23 protein-coding genes and 1 tRNA gene are annotated in these 22,589 nt (G+C 73.5%); 16 read left to right on the plus strand and 8 right to left on the minus strand.

Translation table 11 applies throughout. From position 1 onward, the window contains the following. Nucleotides 1-103 precede the first annotated feature (103 nt). The 3 genes from cysS to QRT05_RS03970 all read left to right on the plus strand — a co-directional run bounded on the left by cysS (nucleotide 104) and on the right by QRT05_RS03970 (nucleotide 2,838). A complete protein-coding gene (gene cysS, locus QRT05_RS03960; protein WP_289445464.1) occupies nucleotides 104-1,528 on the plus strand; it encodes a cysteine--tRNA ligase in 1,425 nt (474 codons plus the stop codon). A 61-nt stretch (nucleotides 1,529-1,589) separates the two neighbouring features. After that, nucleotides 1,590-2,576 (plus strand): 23S rRNA (guanosine(2251)-2'-O)-methyltransferase RlmB, encoded by a 987-nt coding sequence (gene rlmB, locus QRT05_RS03965; protein WP_289445466.1) that lies wholly within the window; start codon nucleotides 1,590-1,592, stop codon nucleotides 2,574-2,576. Between the two features lies 1 nt (nucleotide 2,577). Beyond that, the gene (locus tag QRT05_RS03970; protein ID WP_289445468.1) at nucleotides 2,578-2,838 is read left to right on the plus strand and encodes a hypothetical protein; all 261 of its coding nucleotides are present in this window, start codon (nucleotides 2,578-2,580) and stop codon (nucleotides 2,836-2,838) included. 22 nt (nucleotides 2,839-2,860) lie between these two features. Here QRT05_RS03970 and QRT05_RS03975 read toward each other — a convergent pair whose 3' ends face one another. The 6 genes from QRT05_RS03975 to QRT05_RS04000 form a co-directional block, all read right to left on the minus strand. Then, nucleotides 2,861-4,147: a DUF4032 domain-containing protein gene (locus QRT05_RS03975; protein WP_289445470.1), complete on the minus strand. Its 1,287-nt coding sequence runs from the start codon at nucleotides 4,145-4,147 to the stop codon at nucleotides 2,861-2,863. A gap of 125 nt (nucleotides 4,148-4,272) precedes the next feature. Next, nucleotides 4,273-5,394 (minus strand): ABC transporter ATP-binding protein, encoded by a 1,122-nt coding sequence (locus QRT05_RS03980; RefSeq protein ID WP_289445472.1) that lies wholly within the window; start codon nucleotides 5,392-5,394, stop codon nucleotides 4,273-4,275. 194 nt (nucleotides 5,395-5,588) lie between these two features. Further along, on the minus strand, nucleotides 5,589-7,001 hold the full coding sequence (locus tag QRT05_RS03985; protein ID WP_289445474.1) for an outer membrane protein assembly factor BamB family protein: 1,413 nt from the start codon (nucleotides 6,999-7,001) through the stop codon (nucleotides 5,589-5,591). Further along, complete coding sequence (locus tag QRT05_RS03990; RefSeq protein ID WP_289445476.1) at nucleotides 6,998-8,404, minus strand: outer membrane protein assembly factor BamB family protein; 1,407 nt, start codon at nucleotides 8,402-8,404, stop codon at nucleotides 6,998-7,000. Before QRT05_RS03990 ends, QRT05_RS03985 begins: the two co-directional genes overlap by 4 nt. Nucleotides 8,405-8,491: 87 nt before the next feature. Then, nucleotides 8,492-9,250: a trehalose-phosphatase gene (gene otsB, locus QRT05_RS03995; protein ID WP_289445479.1), complete on the minus strand. Its 759-nt coding sequence runs from the start codon at nucleotides 9,248-9,250 to the stop codon at nucleotides 8,492-8,494. Next, nucleotides 9,243-10,691 (minus strand): alpha,alpha-trehalose-phosphate synthase (UDP-forming), encoded by a 1,449-nt coding sequence (locus QRT05_RS04000; RefSeq protein WP_289445481.1) that lies wholly within the window; start codon nucleotides 10,689-10,691, stop codon nucleotides 9,243-9,245. Before QRT05_RS04000 ends, otsB begins: the two co-directional genes overlap by 8 nt. 104 nt (nucleotides 10,692-10,795) lie before the next feature. Here QRT05_RS04000 and QRT05_RS04005 point away from each other — a divergent pair, with 104 nt between their 5' ends. The 6 genes from QRT05_RS04005 (at nucleotide 10,796) to QRT05_RS04030 (ending at nucleotide 15,974) form a co-directional block, all read left to right on the plus strand. After that, nucleotides 10,796-12,487, plus strand: coding sequence for a serine/threonine-protein kinase (locus QRT05_RS04005; RefSeq protein WP_289445482.1), 1,692 nt, complete (start codon nucleotides 10,796-10,798; stop codon nucleotides 12,485-12,487). 35 nt (nucleotides 12,488-12,522) lie between these two features. After that, on the plus strand, nucleotides 12,523-13,005 hold the full coding sequence (locus QRT05_RS04010; protein WP_289445484.1) for a hypothetical protein: 483 nt from the start codon (nucleotides 12,523-12,525) through the stop codon (nucleotides 13,003-13,005). Nucleotides 13,006-13,039: 34 nt separating this feature from the next. Then, nucleotides 13,040-13,939, plus strand: a complete 900-nt coding sequence (locus QRT05_RS04015; protein ID WP_289445486.1) for a DsbA family protein — start codon at nucleotides 13,040-13,042, stop codon at nucleotides 13,937-13,939. Nucleotides 13,940-13,996: 57 nt separating this feature from the next. Continuing rightward, a tRNA-Thr gene (locus tag QRT05_RS04020) sits at nucleotides 13,997-14,073 on the plus strand. A 24-nt stretch (nucleotides 14,074-14,097) separates the two neighbouring features. Continuing rightward, nucleotides 14,098-14,451 carry a DUF2200 domain-containing protein gene (locus tag QRT05_RS04025; RefSeq protein WP_289445488.1) on the plus strand — a complete coding sequence of 118 codons (354 nt, stop codon included), beginning with the start codon at nucleotides 14,098-14,100 and terminating at the stop codon, nucleotides 14,449-14,451. A 47-nt stretch (nucleotides 14,452-14,498) separates the two neighbouring features. Beyond that, entirely contained in the window at nucleotides 14,499-15,974 is a 1,476-nt protein-coding gene (locus QRT05_RS04030; protein WP_289445490.1) for an outer membrane protein assembly factor BamB family protein, read from the plus strand. Between the two features lie 7 nt (nucleotides 15,975-15,981). On the opposite strand, the gene QRT05_RS04035 is transcribed toward QRT05_RS04030, so the two are convergent. Continuing rightward, nucleotides 15,982-16,653, minus strand: a complete 672-nt coding sequence (locus tag QRT05_RS04035; RefSeq protein ID WP_289445493.1) for a response regulator transcription factor — start codon at nucleotides 16,651-16,653, stop codon at nucleotides 15,982-15,984. Between the two features lie 69 nt (nucleotides 16,654-16,722). On the opposite strand from QRT05_RS04035, the gene QRT05_RS04040 reads away from it, so the two are divergent. The 7 genes from QRT05_RS04040 (at nucleotide 16,723) to QRT05_RS04070 (ending at nucleotide 21,729) form a co-directional block, all read left to right on the plus strand. Next, nucleotides 16,723-17,871: a sensor histidine kinase gene (locus tag QRT05_RS04040; RefSeq protein WP_289445495.1), complete on the plus strand. Its 1,149-nt coding sequence runs from the start codon at nucleotides 16,723-16,725 to the stop codon at nucleotides 17,869-17,871. A gap of 295 nt (nucleotides 17,872-18,166) precedes the next feature. Beyond that, nucleotides 18,167-18,739 carry a hypothetical protein gene (locus tag QRT05_RS04045; RefSeq protein WP_289445497.1) on the plus strand — a complete coding sequence of 191 codons (573 nt, stop codon included), beginning with the start codon at nucleotides 18,167-18,169 and terminating at the stop codon, nucleotides 18,737-18,739. Nucleotides 18,740-18,817: 78 nt separating this feature from the next. Beyond that, complete coding sequence (locus tag QRT05_RS04050; protein ID WP_289445498.1) at nucleotides 18,818-19,495, plus strand: signal peptidase I; 678 nt, start codon at nucleotides 18,818-18,820, stop codon at nucleotides 19,493-19,495. Next, nucleotides 19,492-20,043, plus strand: coding sequence for a hypothetical protein (locus tag QRT05_RS04055; RefSeq protein ID WP_289445500.1), 552 nt, complete (start codon nucleotides 19,492-19,494; stop codon nucleotides 20,041-20,043). Before QRT05_RS04050 ends, QRT05_RS04055 begins: the two co-directional genes overlap by 4 nt. Next, nucleotides 20,040-20,549 (plus strand): hypothetical protein, encoded by a 510-nt coding sequence (locus QRT05_RS04060; RefSeq protein WP_289445502.1) that lies wholly within the window; start codon nucleotides 20,040-20,042, stop codon nucleotides 20,547-20,549. The genes QRT05_RS04055 and QRT05_RS04060 overlap by 4 nt, the downstream gene beginning before the upstream one ends. Next, nucleotides 20,546-21,190 carry an RICIN domain-containing protein gene (locus QRT05_RS04065; protein WP_289445504.1) on the plus strand — a complete coding sequence of 215 codons (645 nt, stop codon included), beginning with the start codon at nucleotides 20,546-20,548 and terminating at the stop codon, nucleotides 21,188-21,190. The genes QRT05_RS04060 and QRT05_RS04065 overlap by 4 nt, the downstream gene beginning before the upstream one ends. Then, complete coding sequence (locus QRT05_RS04070; protein ID WP_289445506.1) at nucleotides 21,187-21,729, plus strand: hypothetical protein; 543 nt, start codon at nucleotides 21,187-21,189, stop codon at nucleotides 21,727-21,729. Before QRT05_RS04065 ends, QRT05_RS04070 begins: the two co-directional genes overlap by 4 nt. A gap of 1 nt (nucleotide 21,730) precedes the next feature. On the opposite strand, the gene QRT05_RS04075 is transcribed toward QRT05_RS04070, so the two are convergent. Beyond that, complete coding sequence (locus tag QRT05_RS04075) at nucleotides 21,731-22,534, minus strand: SGNH/GDSL hydrolase family protein (protein WP_289445508.1); 804 nt, start codon at nucleotides 22,532-22,534, stop codon at nucleotides 21,731-21,733. Nucleotides 22,535-22,589 lie beyond the last annotated feature (55 nt).

Below are 22,589 nucleotides of genomic sequence, written 5' to 3' on the forward strand. Positions count from 1 at the left end.
GGCGGACGCCTACGGTCGCACTCCGCTCGGCGCGTCCGTGCCCGCGCCCGGCACGGCAGGCCGCTGCACGGTCGCTGACCAGCGCGGCCGGTAGCCTTGCCCGGTGACCCTGCGCCTGTTCAACTCCGCCACCCGCCAGGTGAGCGACTTCGTCCCGCTCACCGCGGGCGAGGTCGGCATCTACCTGTGCGGTGCGACGGTGCAGGCGCCACCGCACATCGGCCACCTGCGCTCGGGTGTCGCGTTCGACGTCCTGGTGCGCTGGCTGCGCCGCACGGGGCACCGCGTGACGCTCGTCCGCAACGTGACAGACATCGACGACAAGATCCTGGCCAAGGCCGCCGACGCGGGCGAGCCGTGGTGGGCCTGGGCCGCGATCAACGAGCGTGCGTTCACGGCGGCCTACGACGCGCTCGGGGTGCTGCCCCCGTCCTACGAGCCCCGCGCGACGGGCCACATCCCCGACATGGTCGAGCTCATGGAGCGGCTCGTCGAGCGGGGGCACGCCTACGCGCTCGACTCCGGTGACGTGTACTTCGACGTCGCGTCGTTCGACCAGTACGGCGCGCTCACCAACCAGCGCGTCGAGGACATGGTGCCCGCGCCCGACGCCGCGCCCGCGGGCGGCGACAAGCGCGACGAGCGGGACTTCGCGCTCTGGAAGGCGGCCAAGCCGGGCGAGCCGGCAACCGCCTCGTGGGACACCCCGTACGGGCGCGGCCGGCCGGGCTGGCACCTCGAGTGCTCCGCCATGGCCCACCGCTACCTGGGCGAGGAGTTCGACATCCACGGCGGCGGGCTGGACCTGCGCTTCCCCCACCATGAGAACGAGCAGGCGCAGTCGCGCGCGGCGGGCTACGGCTTCGCGCGGCACTGGCTGCACAACGGCTGGGTGACGCAGGGCGGCGCCAAGATGAGCAAGTCGCTCGGCAACGGCCTGCTCGTGACGGCGGTGCTGGCGCACGTGCGCCCGGCGGTGCTGCGCTACGCCATGACCGCGGTGCAGTACCGCTCGATGCTCGAGTGGACCGACGACACCTTGACCGAGGCAGAGGCGACGTGGGATCGGCTCGCCGGGTTCGTCGAGCGCGCGGCCGAGAAGGTGGGCGTGGCCGACGACGACGAGGTGGCCAAGGTCGAGCTGCCCGGTGAGTTCGTCGCCGCGATGGACGACGACCTCAACGTGCCCGCCGCGCTCGCGGTGGTGCACGAGCACCTCCGGGCGGGGAACTCGGCGCTCGCGGCGGGCGACCTGGACGGCGCGCGTTCGGCGATGGTCGTGCTCCGTGCCATGCTCGACGTGCTCGGGCTCGACCCCGGCGGCGCGCAGTGGCGGGCCAAGGGGTCCGACGAGCGCTACGCGGCCGCGCTCGAGGCGGTCGTGGCAGCGGAGCTGGAGGCCCGCGCCGCCGCGCGTGCCGCGCGCGACTTCGCCACCTCCGACGCGATCCGGGACCGCCTCGCGGCGGCCGGCATCGTGGTAGAGGACTCACCGACCGGCGCGCGCTGGTCGCTCGCAGCACCCTGATCTTGCGGTCCGGCTCGACGGACCACGCACGACCCACACGCAGAACGAAGGAAGTCATCTCATGGCCGGCAACTCCCAGCGCCGCGGCGCGACCCGCAAGGCGGGCTCGAAGAAGGGCGCCAGGGTCGGTACGGGCGGTCACGGGCGCAAGTCGCTCGAGGGCAAGGGCCCGACGCCCAAGGCGGAGGACCGGACCTACCACAAGGCGTACAAGAAGCCGGTCTCGGCCGAGAAGAGCGCCACCTCGGGGCGCCCGGCGTCGGGCAGCTCGCGCAGCGCGGCGGGCAGCCGCGGTGGCCGCGGGTCGTCCACCCACGAGATCGTCTCAGGGCGCAACTCGGTGGTCGAGGCGCTGCGGGCGGGCATCCCGGTCTCGACGGTGTACCTGGCCTCTCGGCTCGAGGCCGACGACCGCACGCGCGAGATCATCTCCGTGGCGGGCAACGAGGGCTACCCCCTGCTCGAGGTCAGCCGTGCCGAGCTCGACCGCCTCACCGACGGCTCGGTGCACCAGGGCGTGGCCATCCAGGTGCCGCCGTACGCCTACGCCGACGACGAGGACCTGCTCGACGTCGCCGAGAGCCTCGGCCAGGCCCCGCTGATCGTCGCGCTCGACGGCGTGACCGACCCGCGCAACCTGGGCGCGGTCCTGCGCTCGGCGGGCGCGTTCGGCGCGCACGGCGTGCTCGTCCCCGAGCGACGGGCCGCGGGCGTCACCGCGTCGGCCTGGAAGGTCTCGGCCGGTGCCGCGGCGCGGGTGCCCGTGGCGCGCGTGACCAACCTGACCCGCACGCTGCAGGCGTACAAGCAGGCCGGCGCGTTCGTCGTCGGGCTGGACGGCGGCGGCGACGTGGCGATCGCTGACCTGCCCTACGCCACCGACCCCCTGGTGCTCGTCGTGGGCTCCGAGGGCAAGGGCCTGTCGCGCCTGGTGCGCGAGCAGTGCGACGCCATCGCCTCGATCCCGATCGCCTCGGCCGTCGAGTCGCTCAACGCGGGCGTGGCCGCAGGCATCGCCCTGTACGAGGTCAGCCGGCAGCGTGCCTGACATGGCGCCGGCCGACGCCTCGTGGGGCGTGGAGATCCGCGACGTCGCGGCCATGGGGCGGCTGCGCGCCATCCAGGTGCTCGCCTCGACGGGGCTGACGTGGTTCGAGGCGATGACGTTCGTCACCGAGTCGTCGGGGACGTACACGTCGGGGCCGCTGACCCGCGAGCAGGCGGAGCGGTCGGCGGCGGCGGCGCGCAAGCACGGCGCCGAGGCGCGCGTCGGGCGCCTCTCGTCGGCCGACGAGCCCAACTCGCCCTGACAGGGGAGTACGTCGACCGGCGTCAGCCGATGATCTGGTCCTCGTCGACCGCCGGCACCTGGCCCGTCTCGCGCAGGTCGCCCGCCTGCACACCCAGGATCGACTGCTCGTCGGGGCGGTTGGGCAGGATGTTCTTCACGTAGCTCTTCGCCGCCTCCTTCATCGGCACGTCCCGCTCCTGCTGCTGGGACAGGTACCACCGGTGGTCGAGGAGCTCGTGGAAGATCTGGGCCGGCTCGAGCTTGCCGCGCAGCTCCCGCGGCACGCGGCGGACGGCAGGCTCGAACACGCCCGTGAGCCAGTCGTGCGCGACGAAGGACTCGTCCTCCGCCTGGCGGTCGGTGGCGGCGCGGAACTCGTCGAGGTCGTTGAGCAGCCGGCGTGCCTGGTTCTCGCCGACGTCGAGCCCGGTGAGCCGCATGAGCCGGCGGGAGTGGTGACCGGCGTCGACGACCTTGGGCTGGATCCGCACGGTGGTGCCGTCGACGTCGGTGGTGATGTCGAGCTCGCCGACGTCGAAGCCGAGGTCGTTGAGCCGGTCGATGCGGGCCTGCACGCGCCACCGCTCGCCGAACCCGAACGACTCGACCTCGGTCAGCGCGCTCCACAGGTCCGTGTACCGCTCGGCCAGCGCGTTGCCGATGGCGACGGCGTCCACGTCGGCCTCGAGGAACTCGCCGGCCTGCAGGTCCATGAGCTCGCCGATGATGTTCACGCGCGCGACCTCGAGGTCGTAGCCGCGCTGGCCCTCCGACAGCTTCTCGTGCAGGTCGCCCGTCTCGGCGTCGACGAGGTAGGCCTCGAACGTCTCCGCGTCGCGGCGGAAGAGGGTGTTGGACAGCGACACGTCGCCCCAGTAGAAGCCGGCCAGGTGCAGGCGCACCAGCAGCACGGCGAGCGCGTCGATGAGGCGCGTGGCCGTGTCCGGGCGCAGCGACTGGCTGAACAGCGCGCGGTAGGGGAGCGAGAACTGCAGGTGCTTGGTGATGAGCACCGCCTCGAGCGGCTCCCCGTCGGGGCTGCGACGCCCCGTGATGACGCCCACCGGCTCGACCGACGGCACGTCGAGGCGGTCCAGCTGGCGCAGCAGCTCGTACTCGCGGTACGCGACCGTCTCGCCGATCTCCTTGATCGCCACCACGCGGCCGGACAGGCGTGCGAACCGGACGATGTGCCGCGAGATGCCGCGGGGCAGCGCGGCCAGCGTCTCGGCGGGCCACTCCTCGAGCGGCACGTCCCAGGGCAGGTCCAGCAGCGCGGGGTCGGGCCGCGCGGCCGTGATCTGCAGCTGCTGCGGGTGGGGGCTCATGCGCTTATCCTCGCAGCCGTCGTCCACCTCGTCGTCGCGGACACGAGCCGGGCCGCGGGCGGCCCGCGCAGCACGACGGCGGGCCCGGACATCCGGACCCGCCGTCGTGGAGGTGCTGCGGTCGATCAGAAGCGCTCGCCCGAGCCTGCGTGGAACAGGTGCGACTCGCCGGCGCGGATGGTCACGCCGATCGTCTCGCCCTTGGCGGGGACCTGGCGGGGGTCGACGCGCACGATGATCTGCGCGTCGCCGGCGCCGGAGTGGACGGTCGCCGCGCGGCCGAACTCGTTGGTCAGCGAGCCGTACACGAACGCGTCGGAGCCGAGCTCCTCGACGATGTTGACGACCACCGGGATCGCGTTGGGCGTGTTCGCCGGGACGACGTCCAGGGCCTCCGGGCGGAACCCGAACGTGATGTGGTTCTGGTCCTCCTCGGTGAACTTGGCGATGATCTCGCGGGCCAGCGGCACGCGGGCCCGGCCGAGCGAGGCGTGGCCGTCGAGCACAGGGAACGTGCCGATGTTCATGGCCGGCGAGCCGATGAAGCCGGCGACGAACACGTTCTGCGGGGTGTCGTACATCTCGCGCGGCGTGCCGACCTGCTGCAGGAGGCCGTCCTTGAGCACCGCGATGCGGTCGCCCATGGTGAGCGCCTCGGTCTGGTCGTGCGTGACGTAGACCGTCGTGACGCCGAGGCGGCGCTGCAGCGAGGCGATCTGCGTACGCGTCTGGACGCGGAGCTTGGCGTCGAGGTTCGACAGCGGCTCGTCCATGAGGAACACCTGGGGCTGACGCACGATGGCGCGGCCCATCGCGACGCGCTGGCGCTGGCCACCCGAGAGGGCCTTGGGCTTGCGGTCGAGGTACTGGGTCAGGTCGAGGATCTTGGCGGCCTCCTCGACGCGCTGGCGGATCTCCGCCTTCGGCGTGCCGGCGATCTTCAGCGCGAAGCCCATGTTGTCGGCGACCGACATGTGGGGGTAGAGCGCGTAGTTCTGGAAGACCATCGCGATGTCGCGGTCCTTCGGCTGGACGTCCGTGACGTCGCGGTCGCCGATGAGGATGCGGCCCGCGTTGACGTCCTCGAGGCCCGCGAGCATGCGCAGGGAGGTCGACTTGCCGCAGCCCGAGGGGCCGACGAGGACGAGGAACTCGCCGTCCTCGATGTGCAGGTTGAGCGCGTCGACTGCGGGGCGCTCGGTCCCGGGGTAGACCCGGGTCGCCTTGTCGAAAGTGACAGTGGCCATGGTGAAACCCATCCCTCCACCGGCAGGTACGTGCCGGACGATCCGTCGTGAAAGGTGTGCAGTGTCTTCACTGACACAGAACGAGGCGGGCCGTCGGGCCCCCCTCGGACTGCGTCCATGATCGCACACGCGGACAATGACCTAGGTCACAGTCCCGTCTCGGGTCGTGGTCAGCGCCCCGGGCTCGGACGGCCTCAGCCCAGAGCCGTGACGGAGCCGTTCTGGTTCCACGCCACGACGGTGCGCGTGCCGGGGGCGAACCCCACGGAGGCGATCGGGCCGGCTGCGGGGCCCAGCGCGTCGCGGACGTCGACCGCCCAGCCGGGCCGGCCGTCGTCGAGCGCGTAGGTCGCGACGGTCGTCGGGGGAGCGACCACGAGCAGGTCCTCGCCGTCGGTCGTCATCTGGTCGACGGCGTGCCCGACGTCGCGGCGCCACCGGACCGCTCCCGACGTCGCGTCGAGGGCGACGATCTCGCGCACGGTGCCGACGTAGAGGATGCCGTCGATCAGCAACGACGTGAGGACGTTGTCGGCCGACCGCCACACCACGCGCCCCGTCGCGGTCGAGCGCGCGACCAGCTCCGGGTCCAGGCGGGGACCGAGCGTGAAGATCAGGTTGGGCGCGCTGCCGTCGTCCGGGAACACGTACACCGGCTGCTCCGCGAGCGGCACCGTGGTGCGGCCCGGCAGGAGCGTGAGCCCCTCCGGTTCGCGGCCCGGCGGGAACGAGCGCCCGATCGACGAGCCGGCGCGCAGCGCGACCCACCACGTGTCGGTGGGCGTCTCACGGTCCACGACGGGCGCGCCGGACCGGCTCAGCACCCACACGTGGTTCCCGACCGAGGCGAGCACGCGGCCGCCGCCGTCGTCGATCAGCTGCGGCTGGACCAGCCCGCCGCGCCCGTGCGCGCCCGGGGGCGCGAACGACCAGCGCGTCTCGCCGGACGCCGGGTCGAGGGACCGCACCTGCCAGGTGCCCGTGCCGGTGGTCTCCGCGACCACCAGCTGGTCGGACGTGACGAGCAGGGTGGTGTCGCCGCGGACGTGCCACGACGTGAGGATCCGGCCCGTGCGCGGCTCGACGGTCCAGATGGTGCGCGACGAGAGCGCGACGGCCGCCGCCGGCGCGTCCGGCCCGGCGGTGCACACCGCGAGCATGCGGCCCTCCGCGTCGTGCACGGGGTCGCACCACGCCCAGAGCGTCTCGTCGACGGGCACCGTGACGGGGGTCCGCCACAGCACCGTGCCCGTGACTGCGTCGACGCCGTGCAGCTCGACGTCGCCGTCCACCGACGACCCGCCGAGCAGCACGCCGTCGGCGGCGCGCCCGTACGCGACGGCCGCGTCGGGATGGTGCAGCGTCCACATCGGCTCGAGCGACCCGGCGGGCGAGGCGAGCACGCCGGTGACCGCGGCGAGCCGCGCCGCGCGCGCGTCGGCACGCTCGTCGCTCCGGTGCTGCCACGCGACGGCGCCGCCCGCCAGCACGACGACGAGGGCGGCGGCCCACCAGCGGTAGCGCCGCAGCCTGGGCGGTGCCGCGGTCCGCTCGTCGGCCCGGTCCTGCTCGACGAGCTCGACGTCGTGCATGGAGGCGCGGCTCATCGCAGCGCCACCATGGCCCCGCTCGCCATGGCCACCAGCAGGTAGCGGGTGGAGCCGTAGAACCCGACCGAGCCGACGTCGTCCCCCACGACCGTGCGGACGTCCGTCGACCACGCGGGGGTGCCGTCGTGCAGCGCGAGGGCGTCGACCGTGGGCGACTCGTGCGCCACCACGACCGTGCGCCCGTCGGTCGAGATCTGTGTCGCGGGCCCGGCCAGCGTGCGGCGCCACCGCTCCTCGCCGGTCTCGGCGTCGAACGCGACGACCGCGTCACCCGTGGCGACGACGAGCCGTCCGTCGACGAGCAGGGCCGCGGTGGGCGTCTCGTCGGCGCGCCAGCGGACGGCCCCGTCGACCGCCGACCGCGCCACGAGCGAGCCGCCGTCGGTGTGCTCGGTGGTGAAGAAGACGTCCGGGGCCGTGCCGTCGTCGGGCGAGACCCGCAGCTCGCCGTCCGTGCCGTCGACGCGCGAGCCGCCGGGCAGCAGCAGCACGCTCCCGTACCGATCGTCCGACGGCTGGGTCACGCCGAGCGCGACGCCGGCGCGCAGGGCCGACCACCACGTGGCCCCGCTGAGCGGCACCACCGCACGCAGCCGGCCTGCGTGGTCGACCGACCACGCGTGACCGGGCACCGACAGCACCACGGCGTCGGCGGTGGTGACGAGCTGCGGAGGGTTGAGCAGGTGCGTGGTCAGGCCCGGCACCGGCTCGGTCGTGAACGTCCAGACCGGTACCCAGGTCACCGGGTCCACGGCCTCGAGCCGCCACCGGTTCTCGTCGAGGGCGCGGACCAGCAGCAGGTGGCGGCCCAGCGCGGCGATCTGCGCCGTGACCGGCACCTCGTGCTGCCCGAGCAGCCGGCCGGTCGCCGGCTGCACCACCCAGAGCACCGGGTCGGGTGCGGTCACGTCCCACAGGCCCGAGTTGCTGCCGGCGGTGCACACGAACGTCGCCGTGGACCCCGCGCCCAGCGGCAGGCACCACGTCCACGCCGCGGGGCCCGGGCTGGGCCGCACCGGGGTGCTCCATCGCTCGCGACCCGTCTCCACGTCCGTGCCCTGCAGGTGGAACGCGGCGCCCACCCTCGCCCCGGACACCAGCACGCCGTCGGCCGGTCCGTTCCAGATGGCCCCGGCGTGCCGCGTGTCGAGCCGCCAGGCGACGTCGAGCGCGTCGTCCACCGGGTGCAGCACCTCGGGCACCAGCGCCAGCGCACGCAGGTGTGCCCGCTCGGCCGCGTCCGCCCGGGCCTGCAGGGCCACCAGCGTCACGGCCAGCAGAACCGCGACGGCAGCACCCCACCACGCGTGGCGCCGGGCCCACGATCGGGTGGGCTCGGGCGTCGCCGCCTCAGGCTCGTCGGCCTCCACCAGCTCCACCGACCGCATCGGTGCGGACATGCCTCGACGGTAGTCCCGGACGTGCGCAGGCGCCGGGCCGGGGCCGGGGGATCGCGTGCCGCCAGGGGGTGATTCTGCGAGCCGCCGTCAGGCGAGCGTGGCGAGCGCCTCGACCAGGGCCTCGGGCGAGTCCGCGCGGTAGGCGGCGGCCGTGTCACCCGTCCCCACCTTCACGGCCACGTCCCCGTCGCCGAGCACCGCGAACGCGTGCTCGTCGGTGGTGTCGTCGCCGGCGTAGACGACCGCCGCGGCGCCCAGCTCGTCGCGCAGGGCGGCCAGCGCCTCGCCCTTGCTGGCGTGCAGCACGGAGATCTCGACGACGTCCTTGCCGTGCAGCACACCGGAGCCCAGCTCGGCGCCGAGGGCGAGCGCGGCCTCCTCGGCCGCGCGGGCGTCCTCGTCCTGCGCGAGCCGCGTGTGCACGACGACGGCCGTCGGCTTGGTCTCCACCCACACGCCGTCCTTGCCGCGGGCGATCTGCGCCGCGCGTGCGCCGAGCGAGGCGAGCCGGTCGGCCTCCTCGTCGGCGAGCTGGACGACGTCGCGGTCGAGCCCGAAGCGGGTCACGCGCGCCCGCTCGGCGCCGTGGCTGCCGATGAGGAAGGTGCCTTCGGGCACCTCGGCGATCGCGTGCAGGTCGTGCAGCGCGCGGCCGGACACGAGCGCGAGCGAGACGTCGGGCAGCTCGGCGACCCGCGCCAGGACCTCGACGCCCGCGGGGATGATCCGCGACGCGCTCGGGTCGTCCTGCAGGGGTGCGAGCGTTCCGTCGAAGTCGAGCCCGACGAGCAGGGGCCGCGGCGTCGCGGCGAGCGCTGAGACGAGATCAGAGACGTGCTCAGACATGACCCCCCCGACCCTCGCGCGACGGGACCGCGGTGAGCACCGCGAGGAACTCCTGCGACCACGCGTTCACGTCGTGACCCAGCACGCGGCGCCGGAGCCGGCGCATGCGCTTGCGCGACTCGCGGGGGTCGATGTGGACGGCGTAGGTGATCGCGTCCTTCATCCCGTCGATGTCGTGCGGGTTGACCAGGATCGCGCCGGTCAGCTCGTCGGCGGCGCCAGTGAACTCCGAGAGCACGAGCGCGCCCCGGTCGTCGGAGCGGGCGGCCACGTACTCCTTGGCCACGAGGTTCATGCCGTCGCGCAGGGCCGTCACGAGCATCACGTCGGCCGCGAGGTACAGCGCGGCCATCTCCTCCATGGGGAACGACTGGTGCAGGTACTGCACGGGCGCGTGCCCCACCTGCCCGTAGTCGCCGTTGATGCGGCCCACCAGCTGCTCCACCTCGTCGCGCAGCTGGACGTACGCGTCGACGTTCTCGCGGCTGGGGCTCGCCACCTGGACCAGCGTGGTGGAGACGGTCGACAGCCGGCCGTCGTGCAGCAGCTCGCCGTAGGCCTTGATCCGATGCCGGATGCCCTTGGTGTAGTCCAGCCGGTCGACGCCGAGCAGGAGCACCTCGGGGTCACCCAGCTCGGCCCGGATCTGCTTGGCGCGCGCCTGCACCTCCGGTGTGCGGGCGAGCTCGTCGAACGCGCCGGAGTCGATCGAGATGGGGAAGGCGGCGGCCCGCACGTGCCGCTCGACCTTCCCGTGCTTGGTCAGGGTGATGACCTGGCCGCGGGTGGTCAGGCCCGTGAGCCGGCGCACCACGCGGACGAAGTTCGCGGCGTCGCCCCCGCGCTGGAAGCCGATGAGGTCGGCCCCGAGCAGCCCTTCCACCACCTGCTTGCGCCACGGCAGCTGGCTGAACAGCTCCAGCGGCGGCCACGGGATGTGGTGGAAGTAGCCGATGCGCAGGTCGGGGCGGAGCTCGCGCAGCAGCTTGGGGACCAGCTGCAGCTGGTAGTCGTGCACCCACACCGTCGCGCCTTGCGCCGCCTGCGCTGCGGCGGCCTCGGCGAAGCGCCGGTTGACGCGCTGGTAGGCCTCCCACCAGGCGCGGTGAAACGTGGGCGAGGCGATGACGTCGTGGTACAGCGGCCACAGCGTGTCGTTGGAGAAGCCTTCGTAGAACTTCGCGATGTCCTCGGCCGAGAGCGTCACGGGGATCAGCTCGGTGCCGTCCACCGCGAACGGCTCGAGCTCGAGGTCGGGCGCGCCGCCCCATCCGACCCACGCGCCGTCGGCCTGGGCCATCACCGGGTTGAGCGCCGTGACGAGCCCGCCGGGCGAGCGGACCCAGCTCGTGGTGCCGTCGTCCTCGACGCTCACGTCCACGGGAAGGCGGTTGGCGACGACCACCAGGTCATAGCCGCGGGCGGGCGCAGCGAAGGGCACAGCATCAACTCCTCGGGATCTGTCCACGACCCTAGTCGCCACCGTCGCGGCACGCCCGCGATCGTGGCGTGCATTCGCGATCCGGGCGGATAGCGTGGCCGCTCATGGAGCGGATCGGTCTGACACCGGGGTCGGAGATCGGCGGGTACACCGTCGTCGCTCCGCTGGGCGCGGGCGGGATGGGCACCGTCTACCGGGCTGTGGACGGTGGCGGCACGTCGGTGGCGCTCAAGCTGCTGCACCCCCATGTCGGCGCCGACGCCGCGGGGCGCGAGCGCCTGCGCCGCGAGGTGGCGGCGCTGCAGCGGCTGCGGCACCCGGCGGTGGCGGCCGTCCTCGACGCCGAGGCCGACTCCACCGAGGCGTTCATCGTCACCGAGCTCGTCGACGGCGAGAACCTGGCCGACCACGTGCGGGAGCGCGGGCCGCTGGGTGCCGGCGACCTGCTGGAGCTTGCGTCGGGTCTGCTCGACGCGCTCACCGCGGTGCACGGCGCGGGCGTCGTGCACCGCGACCTCAAGCCGTCCAACGTGCTGATCACCGACGACGGTCCGGTGCTCATCGACTTCGGGATCGCCCAGGCGGCCGACGACACGGCGCCCCTGACGTCCGCTGGCCTGGTGATCGGCACCCCGGGCTACCTGGCACCCGAGCTGCTGGACGGCGACGAGCCGTCCGCCGGGAGCGACCTGTGGGGCTGGGCGGCGGTGCTCGCGTTCGCGGCGACGGGCCGTCCGCCGTTCGGTGCGCGGCCCGTCGAGGCCGTGCTCGCGCGGGCCCGCACCGGCGAGGTGGACGTCGACGGGCTCGGTGCCCTGACCGCCGCGACCCTGCGCGGTGCCCTCGAGCCGGACCCGGCCCTGCGCACGGACCCGCAGGACGTCATCGCCGCGCTGACGACCGTGGCGGCCGAGGGGGACCTGCCGCCCGATGAGGACGGCACGGTGGTGCTCGACGCGGGCGTCGCCACGGCCGTCCCGATGGCAGGCGCGACGACGGTGGTCGCGGCACCGCCCGTCGCCGAGCCGCGGGACGGCCGCACGGTCGCGTTCCCTGTGGAGCCGGCGGCCGACGACGGCTGGGACGACGAGGACGCCGACGGCCCGCAGCAGCCGGACGGCGTCGACTGGATCGAGGACGACCTCGACGCGTCCGAGGGCGAGGCCCCCGAGGGGTCGGGGTACGAGCGCCCTCCCGCCCGCCGGCGGTGGGGATCCGTGCTCGCGCTCGGCGCCTTGGTGGGCGCGGCCGGCGCGCTGTTCCCGGTGATCGTGCTCATCGTGGTGGGGGTCGCGCTGCTCGTCGTCCGCACCATCGGATCGACGATCGAGTCCATGCACGCGCGCCGCGAGCGGTCGGGCGTGCGCCGGGGCGACGCCGCGCGTGCCGTCGCCACGGGCCCGTGGCACCTGGTGCGCGCGGCCGCCGGCCTGGTGCCCTCGCTCGTGGTGAGCGCGAGCGTGATGGTGATCGTCGTCGGGGTCATCTGGTGGCTGTTCGACGAGGGCACGTGGGTGCTGGGGGACCTGACCTCGGGACAGGAGCTGCAGGGGACGCAGGCGTCGATCCTCGCCGGTTCGGTCGTGCTCCTCGGCGTCCTGGTGGTGTGGTTCGGGCCGCTGTCCGCCATGACGCGGACCGGCGCGCGGCGCGTGCTCGCCATCGTCGCGCCCGGAGGCCTGGGGGCCGCGATCCTCGTGGGCCTGTGCCTCGTGGCGTGCGTGGTGCTCGTCGCGCTGGTGATGAACGAGGTGGAGATCGTGTGGGCGCCGCTCACCCCGCCCACCTACCCGTGAACCCGCTCCACACCTCCTGCCTCTACCCTGTGCCCATGACCGCGCGACGACGCCCCGTGGCCGCCGCCGCGCGCCCGGCGCTCGCGGTGGCCCTGGCGACGACGGCCCTCGTCGTGGCCGGCCTCATGGCCGCCTCCACGCGCCTGCTCCTGCACGGCTGCGTCCAGGCCGACGCTCTCGGTGCCGCAGGGCTGCGCCTCGCCGTGCTGCGCCGGGTCGCCGACTGCCCCGACGGGACGCTCGGCGCCGGCCCGACGGCCCTGGTGCTGCTCAGCGTGGCCCTGCCCGTGCTCGCGGCGTACGTCGTCCTCGCGATCGGCGGCCTCGGCGCCGTCGCGGCGGTCGCGCGCCTCGCACGGCTCGTCGGCCGCCTGGTGCTGCCGTCCGTCGCCCGCAGCGACCGCCCGACCGTTGCCGTCGAGCGCCGGCCGCTCGTCCTGGTCCCTCTCGTGGCCCGGCCCGTGGCGCGGGTGCTGGTGGGCGGCATCGCCCGGCGCGGGCCTCCCGTGGCGGCCTGACCCCCGCCACCCCCTCACTGCCACAAGGAGCACCATGCCCACCAACGACCCGCGGCCCAGCAAGAACCAGCGACGAGACGAGGCGCGCGAGAAGGCGCGCCTCATGCGCATCGAGCAGGAGCGCAAGGCCAAGCGCACCCGCCTGCTCGTGATCGCGTTCGGCGTCGTCGTCGTCCTCGCGCTCGGCACCGCCGTCGCCTTCATCCTCAAGTCCAACGCCGACAAGGCGGACCAGTACGGACAGGTCGCCTACGGCGGCGGCGCCGACAACGTCGTGCCCCCCACCGACCCCGAGGCGCCGTCGACCGCGGACGGCGCGTTCATCCCCGTCAGCAAGGCGGGCGTGGGCACGGCCGGCGACGGCGACACCACGCTGAGCGTCTACTTCGACCTGCAGTGCCCGGTCTGCCAGCAGTTCGACGCCGTCAACGGCGCCGACCTGGACGCGCTCGCGGCCGAGGACGGCATCACCGTGAAGTACTTCCCGGTGCAGTTCCTGGACTCGATGTCGAACGGCACGTACTACTCGTCCCGGGCCGCGAACGCCGCGTCCATCGTGGCCGACAAGGACCCCGAGCACTTCACCGCGTTCCTCACGGCGCTGTACTCGAACCAGCCCGCCGAGAACACGGACGGCCTGCCCGACCCGGACATCGCCGCCATCGCGACCGAGGCCGGCGTCCCCACGGCCGTCTCGGACACGTTCACGGACACGGTCGACGGCACCTACAAGGTGAACGGCTCCGACGAGGAGAAGTCCGGCACGTGGCGGACGTTCTCGCCGTGGATCACCTCGAACACCGCGACCATGCAGAGCGTGATCGGCAAGGTCTCGACGCCCACGATCCTCATCGACGACAAGGCGTACGAGGGCAGCTGGCAGACGCCCGGCGAGCTCAAGACCGCCGTCGAGGCGGCCGCCGCCGCGAAGTGACCACGGGCCCGGCCCTCGCCACGTGCGGGGGCCGGCCTCGGTACGCTGGTCACACCCGCCTCCTTAGCTCAGCTGGCCAGAGCACCTGTCTTGTAAACAGGGGGTCATCGGTTCGAATCCGATAGGGGGCTCCAGAGCACGACCTCGGGGAGGACGGCATGGCCGGGCACAGGATCTTCGGGATGAGCTTCGCCAGCATCTACCCGCTCTACGTCAAGAAGGTCGAGCGCAAGGACCGCGACCCCGCCGACGTCGACACGGTGGTCACCTGGCTCACCGGCTACGACGAGGCGGGCCTGGAGAAGGCGATCGCCGACGAGGTGGACCTCGAGACCTTCTTCGAGCAGGCGCCCGCCATGAACGAGAACGCGTCGCTCATCACCGGCGTGATCTGCGGCGTGCGGGTCGAGGAGATCGAGGACCCGCTGATGCGCAAGATCCGGTACATGGACAAGCTGGTGGACGAGGTCGCGCGCGGCAAGAAGATGGCGTCGATCCTGCGCGGCGAGTAGCGCCGGAACCGCCCCCGTTCGCCGCGCGGCGGGTCTAGTCTCCCGACATGGCGCGGGGGCACGAGATGCAGCACGTCCTGCTGGAGGACGCGCCCGCCGAGGCGGCGCGGTCGCCGAAGCGCCGTCGCGCGAGTTGGTGGGTCGGCGGAACGGTCGGCGCCGTCGTGCTCGCGCTGGTGGCCGGGCAGTGGGTCGTCGACCGGCGGGAGGGGGCCGCCGTCGCGCGGCTGCTGTCCCTGCCGGGGGTCGTCGGCCCGCTCGGGGCCGAGCTGGTGGCGAGCCCGACCATGCAGGCCGTGCTCGGGCCGCTGCTGGGTGGTGGACGGCCCGCCGTGCTCGACGCGGACGGCGCGCAGACGCTGACCTGGTCGGCCGGCAGTCCGGGCGGGTCGTGGACCGCGACCGTGATGGGGCCGACTCCGGCGCTCGCCGCCGCGGACGCCCAGGCAACCTCCTGGTGCCAGCCCGACACGGCACCGCCCGAGGGCGCGTCGACCGCGCGGTTCGTCGTGTGCGCCGTGAGCGACGGCGGCTGGGTGCAGGCCCCTGACGACCCGGTCATGAGCTCGGAGGTGCCGGCGAGGCGGTCGGACGTGCTTGTCCTCGACGCGGCGGACGGGACGGCCGTGGCGCGGTGGGCCGTCCCGCACCAGGCGAGCGTCGCCGTGCTGGGTGATCTCGTGGCGGTCGGGGCGCTTCCGCCTGACGGCGGTCCGGGAGCTGTCACCGCGTACGACATCGAGACCGGTGCGCAGCGGTGGTCGTACCGGCCGAGCACGGCTCCTCCGCGGGGCGACTCGGGGTGGGGCGGCGTCTCCGTGGGGCGTGCGGCAGGACTGCTCGCCGTGCAGGCGTCCGAGACAGAGGTCACCTTCCTGCGCCCAGATGGCACCGAGGTGCGCAGGTTTGCCGGCGGCGACCAGGCGAGCGCCTACGTCTCGTGCGGTGAGCAGCCCTCGGTGGGCGTCGTGTGCACCACGTCGGGCACGGACGGCGGGTCGAGCGTCATCCTCCTCGGCGATGACGCGGCTCCCGCGCGCGACCGGCAGCTCACCGGGGGACTCGTGCCCATGACCGTCGACGACGGGAGCGTGCCCGGGCTCGTGCTCACTCAGGACGACACGATCCGTGCCTGGGACGAGGCCACCGGCCGACCGCGATGGAGCCTCGAGGGCGGGTCGCAGGTGTTCCGGTCGGAGGCGGTCGTCCTGCGGGGGGTCGTGTACACCGTGGTGGACGGCGCGCTCATGGCTGTGGACGGTCGCACGGGCGACGTGCGCTGGTCGAGCGACGCGAAGCCGGATCAGCAGGCCACCGGCGTCCTCACCGACGGCAGGCGCGTCGTCGCGACCTACGAGAGCGGCGGGGAGCCGGGGAGCCACTTCCTGGTCGCGTTCGACCCCAGCTCGGGCGAACGCCTGTTCCGCGCCGCGTACCCGGCCCATGTCGACCGCCTGATGGTGGCCGGCAAGAACCTCGTGGGCTTCGACGACACCTCGAACGACTACTACCTGGTGCGCTGAGCGAGGCTCAGTGCGCTGGGCCGGTCTCCTCGAGCAGGCGGAGCGTGGCGCTCACTCGGGGGTTGCGCTGCGGGTCGGCGTCGATGCCCAGCGTCGCGTACATCGCGTTGACGTGGTTCTGCACCGACTTCTCGGTGATGCCGAGCTTCTCGCCGATGCCGGCGTTCGACAGGCCCGCCGCCAGGAGCCGGAGCACCTCGTACTGGCGGTCGGTGAGCCGTGCGACGTCCGACCCGGCGCGCGGCGTCATCCGGGCCAGGAGTGCCGGGTCGAGCACGGTCTCCCCGACCGCCGCGGCGCGCACCGCTCCGATCAGCACGGCCTCGCTCGTCGAGGAGGTCTTGGACAGGTAGCCCCAGCCCGCGGCGACGTCCGACGGCAGGTCGAGCAGCAGCGCCATGGCGTCGTGCGCCGAGAGCAGCAGGATGCCGAGCGTGGGCTGCCGGCGCCGCAGGCTCACGCCCAGCGCGATGCCGTTGCCGTCCGGCAGGTCGATGTCGAGGACGGCGACGTCGGCGAAACCGGGCCGCACCATGCGGAGGGCCTCGGTCGAGGTGCCGAGTGCGGCGACGACCTGCATGCCGGGCGTGCCGGCGAAGGTCCGCTCCAGCATCGAGCGGAACAGCGGCTGGTCCTCGACCACGACGACGCGCAGAGGGCGAGTGCTGGGGATGCTCATCCAGGCCAGTATCGTCTGCGCCCAGAGGCGCGCGGGGATGCGCGCCGGAACGGCGACGAAGGGACGGCCGTGACCGAGCTGGCCCTCGTGACCGCCCAGCGTGCGGACGACGTCCGCAACGACCGGACCGTGCTGCTGCGCGCGACGGCGATCGTCTCCACCGGGTACGCGCTCGGGGCGTCCTTCCAGTCGGCGTACGTGTACACGCAGGCGATCCCGGCGTGGACCGAGATCTCCATCTGGTCCCGGATCGGCGCGAACTTCGTCGCCGTGGTCACGCTCGTGGGCGTCCTGGCGCTGCTCCGGGTGTACCGGGCGCGCTCGCTCTGGCTGCTCCTGGCGGGCAGCGCCGTCGCCGCGGCGGTCTGCTCGGTCTTGCGGTGGTGGGCGCAGACGGTGCTCGGCGTGTACGACGACCCCACGCAGTCCGTGCGTGACGCCGAGCTCATGGGCGGGTTCATCACCGCGATGATCTCGGCGAGCGCGGGCAGCTGGACGGTGGTGGCCCGGAGGCGCGCGCGCAGCCGCATCCGGGCCTCCGAGCGGCGCGCGGTGCACGTCGAGCTCGCCGTCGAGGCGCTCGAGCAGGAGGAGATCCGCGTCCGGCGCGAGGTCGCCGAAGGGCTGCACGGCACGCTGCAGGCCAAGCTCGTGCTCGTGGACGCGCGGCTGCGCGAGGTCATCGAGCACGCGCCGACCCTGTCCGACGAGGACGTCGCCGCCCTGGCCTGGGTCCGGGAGGAGCTCGAGGTCGCCCGCGACATCGACGTGCGCCAGATGAGCCGGCTGCTCTACCCCGAGCGGCTCGAGCTGGGCCTGGTGCCCGCCGTCCGCGCCCTGCTGGGACGGCTCCCGGCGGCGATCGCGACGAGGCTCACCGCCTCCGACGCCGTCCGCGCGATCGACGACCCGGTGGCCGGTGACGTGTCCGTCGGGGAGAAGCTGCTGGCCGTCCGCGTCGTCGAGGAGGGCGTGACGAACGCCCTCAAGCACGGGCCGGCCTCGCTGGTGGCCGTGACCCTCGACGTCGTCGACGGCGCGCTCGTCGTCGCCGTGCAGAACGACGGCGAGCTGTACGACCCGCTCACGGCGGGCATCGCCTCCGGGACCGCCCGGCTGCGGGACCGGCTCGAGATGGTAGGCGGCACGCTCGCGCTGACGCCGGGGGAGACCCGCGGGGCGCGCCTGGAGGCGCGGATCCCGCTCGTCGGTGGCTGACGCGACCTGCTACCGACCGGTACGCAAGGGTCCCCCGTTCGGCGGAGAGACGACCACCCGTACGGGGCACTAACGTTCGCCCGCACTTGTCGGGGTCTGCGCCGATACGAGGCGGATGAAAGAAACCGGCGTTTCGGGCGGTGGGGGTGCTGCCACCCAGCCCAGCACGTTCGTGCGTTCCGATGACATTTACGTTCGCGGTCGGCTGCTGAGGGGGACAGGGCGGCCGTGAACGGGTTCTCGGAGGGTCGTCCGGGGGCTCGCCCAGTCGATCCTCACGCCACCAGGAGTCACCATGACCACCACCACCCCGCGCCCCGCGGACGCCACGGACACCGACCGCAAGAAGCGCAAGCGCGGCGCGATCATCAAGCTGTCGCTCGCGGGCGCAGCGCTGCTCGGCATCGGTGCCGCCGCGACGTCGGCCTACTGGACCAACGACGCCTGGTTCTCCGCGACCGCGACGGGTGCCACGATCGACCTCCAGGGCGAGAACTTCGCCGCCACGCCGGCGTTCGTCTCGGCGGACGACTCTGCGTCGTCCATCGTGATCCCGGCCGCCCAGCTGCAGAACCTCGTGCAGGGCGAGAAGCGCACCTTCACGCTCAAGATCAAGAACGTGAGCTCGGTGCCGCTCGACATCGCGACGACGAGCGCGTGGGTCGCGGCCGGTGCCAGCGACTTCACCACCGCGCCGACGGTTGCGTTCACCGGGGCCCCGACGTCGCTGGCCGCCAACTCGGCCGCGACCACGGTCACCGTGACCGTCACGACGCCGACCACCTGGGCGAGCACCAACCAGGGCAAGTCGCAGGCTGTGCGCATCACCTTCACCGGCACCGCGACGCCCGCCGTCGCCGCTCCGTGATCCGCTGAGCACCGCGAGGCCGCCCGCCCGGTCAGCAGCGTCTGACCGGGCCGGGCGGCTCCGACCCAGGAGGTAGAGATGCGAGTCCTACGGTTCTTCGGCAACGCCCTGCTCTGGGTGGTCGCCGCGGTCGGTCTGGCGAGCATCCTCGTCTGGGCCGGGACGAGCATGGGCTACCTCAAGCCCCTCGTCGTGATCTCGGGCTCGATGGAGCCCGGGATCATGACCGGCGATCTCCTCATCGCCCGTCCCCACGACCCGTCCGAGGTTCGCGTGGGGCAGGTGACCTCGTTGCACTCCGAGGTCACGGGCAACATCGTCACGCACCGCGTGATCAAGAAGGACCGCGCCGAGGACGGCACCTGGCTGTTCTCGATGAAGGGCGACGCCAACAAGTCGCCCGACGGCGAGGTCTACGAGGTCACGGGCGACGTCTGGCAGCCCGCCCTGCAGATCCCCGGTGGCGGCCGCGTCGTCGCCCGCCTGACGGAGCCGTCCGTCGTCATCCCCCTGGGCGTGACGCTGCTGGCCCTCATGGCGCTGACCCTCTTCCCGGGCGAGTCCCGCGACCGCCGCGACGAGACGCCCGACGGCCGCGACGAGGCCGATGGCGCCGACGCCGACCAGACCGCCGAGCCCGACCAGACCGCCGAGCCCGACCAGACCGCCGAGCCCGACCAGACCGCCGACCCCGGTGAGACCCCCGAGCTCGAGGCCGAGCCCGCCGAGAACGAAAGCGTGCCTGTCCCGTCGTGACCACCAACCCGCGTCGCTTCCCCGCGCTGAGCGCCGCCCTCGCGGCCGCCCTCGCGCTGGGCTGCGTCGTGCTCGGTGCCAGCGGGTCCGACGCGCTGCCGCAGGACGTGCCGCTGCACGTCGACTTCACGGAGCTGCACGCGGGCGCCCACGCGGAGAAGTCCTGGCCGGTGTCGCTCGACTACCAGGCCGAGGTCACGTCGATCGTCGTCGACCCCGTCGCGTCGGGCGGCCTGCTCTGGACCGCGACCCTGTGCCCGACCAGCGGCGCGGACTGCGTCGACCTGGCCGCGCTCCGGACGGGCGACCTGCTCGATGCCGGGACGTACCAGCTGCGCGTCGGCGTCACCGTGAAGCAGATCGACCCCAACACGTCGCAGGAGTTCGAGGGCCGCCTGCGCGTGCGCGAGGCCGACGCGGGGCTCGCCTTCACCGGCGGCAGCACGACCCCGCTGCTGCTCGGCGCCCTGGCCTCCGGCGTGGTGGGGGTGGTGCTCCTGCTCGTCGGCCGCCGCCGCCGGCAGGACGACGCGGACGGCCAGCCGTGAGGCGGCGGATCCCGCGGCGCCGCATGGTCCAGCTGGTGCTGGCGGCCTTCGCACTGTTCGGCATCGGCGCCGCCGCGACGTCCGCGCTCTGGACCAACTCGGCCTACTTCCAGGCCTCAGCGAGCGGGGCGAGCGTCGACCTCCAGGCCAGCACGAACGGCACGACGTGGCTGGACGCCGACACCGCGGACGCGGGCGTCGCGGTCGACCTGTCGAGCAGCCTGGCCGACCTGCGGCCGAACACCACGCGCGGCCCCCTGACGGTGTACCTGAAGAACTCGGGAAGCGTGCCGCTGACCGTGGCGGCCGTCGCCCCGGTCAAGACCGGCGACCTGTTCACCGCCCCCTGCGCGCTCACGGTCACGACCACGGCGCTCGGCGCCACCACTCTCGCGGTGGGGGCGACCACGACGATGACGGTCACCGTGACCGTGCCGAACCTGCCGTTGACCTGCCAGAACAAGACGGGCTCCCTGGTCCTCCAGTTCACCGGGACCACGTCGTGAGGCGCGCACGGCTCGGGGCCGTCGCCGCGATCGCGCTCGGCGCGGCGCTCGCGGTCGCCGGGGTGATCGGGCTCGGTGCGTCGTCGTCGGCGACGCGCGCGGCGTGGACCGACCCGGCCTTCGCGACCGCGGCACCGGCGACCGGCACGTGGGCGTACCAGATCCGGCTGTCCGGCACGCAGCTGTGCCTCGACGTCCTCAACCGTGAGAACACCGACGGGCTCGGCGTGCAGATCTACGCGTGCAACTCGACGCCGGCCCAGATCTGGACGCTGAACGCGGACGAGTCGCTCAAGGTCTACCAGGCGGCCGGTCAGTGGAACGCCACGGACAACCCCACCCCCCGCTGCCTCGAGGTGCCGGGCTCCAGCACGGGGCAGGACATCGCGCTGCAGATCCGCACGTGCGTGATGACCGCGGGAAGCGTCACCCAGGCGAACCAGAAGTGGTACGTCCAGACGGCGGGGACCGGGACCGTCACGATCCGCTCGCGCCTCAACGGCACGGGCGGGGCCGCGCGCTGCCTCGACGTGCCGTCGGGAAGCGTCGTCACCGGCACCACCGCGCGGGTGCGCGACTGCACGGCCGCGAACCGCAGCAGGGTGTGGGTCATGGAGCCGGTCACGGCGGCGGTGTATTGAGCAGGATCTCTCGTGCGGGCCGACGTCGGGCGGTCGGCCTCTCCGCGCTCGCCGTCGCGCTCGTCGGCGTCCTCGCGGCCCTGGCCGGGGTCGGCCCGACGAGCGCCGCGTGGACTGATCCCGCCTACGTCACCGCGACCGCGAGCACGGGCACCTGGCAGGGCCCGCTCACGTGCACCGTGCGCAACGCCTCGGGCTCGCTCGACGCGTCGAAGCCCTGCACCGTGACCAGCGTGAGCGCGCAGTTCTGGGGATCGCCCGGCTCCGGGCAGGGGAGTCTCACGGCCGACTTCTCGGCCCCGGGCATCGCCGTCAACCAGTACGTCGCGTTCGACCTCACCGTCCCGAGCGCCTCGAAGCCGGCCTGGTGGGACTGGTCGACGAGCAGCGTGACGAGCGTGAACAACAACGCGACGATCACGTCGGCGTGCGACGCGCTCCCGCAGATCACGGGCCGGGAGGGGTCGAACCTCGGCGCGACCCCCAACGTGTACATCACGCTCTCGGACCGGCGGGCCGCCGGGCGCCTGTGCAGCTAGCTCACTCCACCGGACGCAGTTCCGGTCGCTTCGGCACGCGCAGGTCGCCGGACGAGCGGCCGCGCAGCCGTCGCGTCGCCCAGGGGTAGACGTGCTCGCGCATCCATCGCGCGTCCTCGCGCATGCGGTCACCGCGGGGCAGTGGCGGCAGGGGCTCCAGCGGGTCGTCCCAGTCCGGCACGTCAGGCGTGAGGCCGAGGGCGACGAGCGCCGCCTGCGCCACCCGGGCGTGGCCGTCGGTGGTGAGGTGGATGCGGTCGTCGGCCCACATGCGCCAGTCGCGCAGCGAGCGCATGCCCCACTGGTCGAGCACGTGCGCGCCGTGACGACGGGCGATGGACCAGACGTGGGCGTTGAAGATCCCGACGCGCGCGCGGGTGGCCTTCACCAACGGGCTGTCGGCGGCGTCGACGCCGGTGCCGAGCAGCACGTCGATGCCCGCGTCCCGGAGCCTGACGACCGCGGCCTCGAGGTTGCGGGCCATGCGGTCGACGTCGGCCGTCGGCCGCAGGATGTCGTTGCCGCCGCCGATCAGCGAGACCAGGTCGGGCTTCATCTCGAGAGCCAGCGGCACCTGGTCCACGAGGATCGGCCGGAGCCGCCTGCCGCGGATCGCGAGGTTCGCGTACTCCAGCGGGGTCTCCCCGGCGGCCACCCGCCGCGCGCTCAGGGTGGCGGCCAGCACGTCCGCCCACCCGCGCTGCGCCTGGTCGGCACCGTCGGGGCTGTCCCACAGGCCTTCCGTGAAGGAGTCGCCGATGGCGACGTAGCGGCTCCAGCGGGGTGCGTCGTTCGGCGTGTTCACCGCGTCATTCTGCACCGGGGTAGGCGCAGCGGCGTCCTCGGGACGAGGCAGCGGA

The sequence above is a fragment of the Cellulomonas edaphi genome (assembly GCF_030362815.1).
Lineage (GTDB): Bacteria > Actinomycetota > Actinomycetes > Actinomycetales > Cellulomonadaceae > Cellulomonas > Cellulomonas edaphi.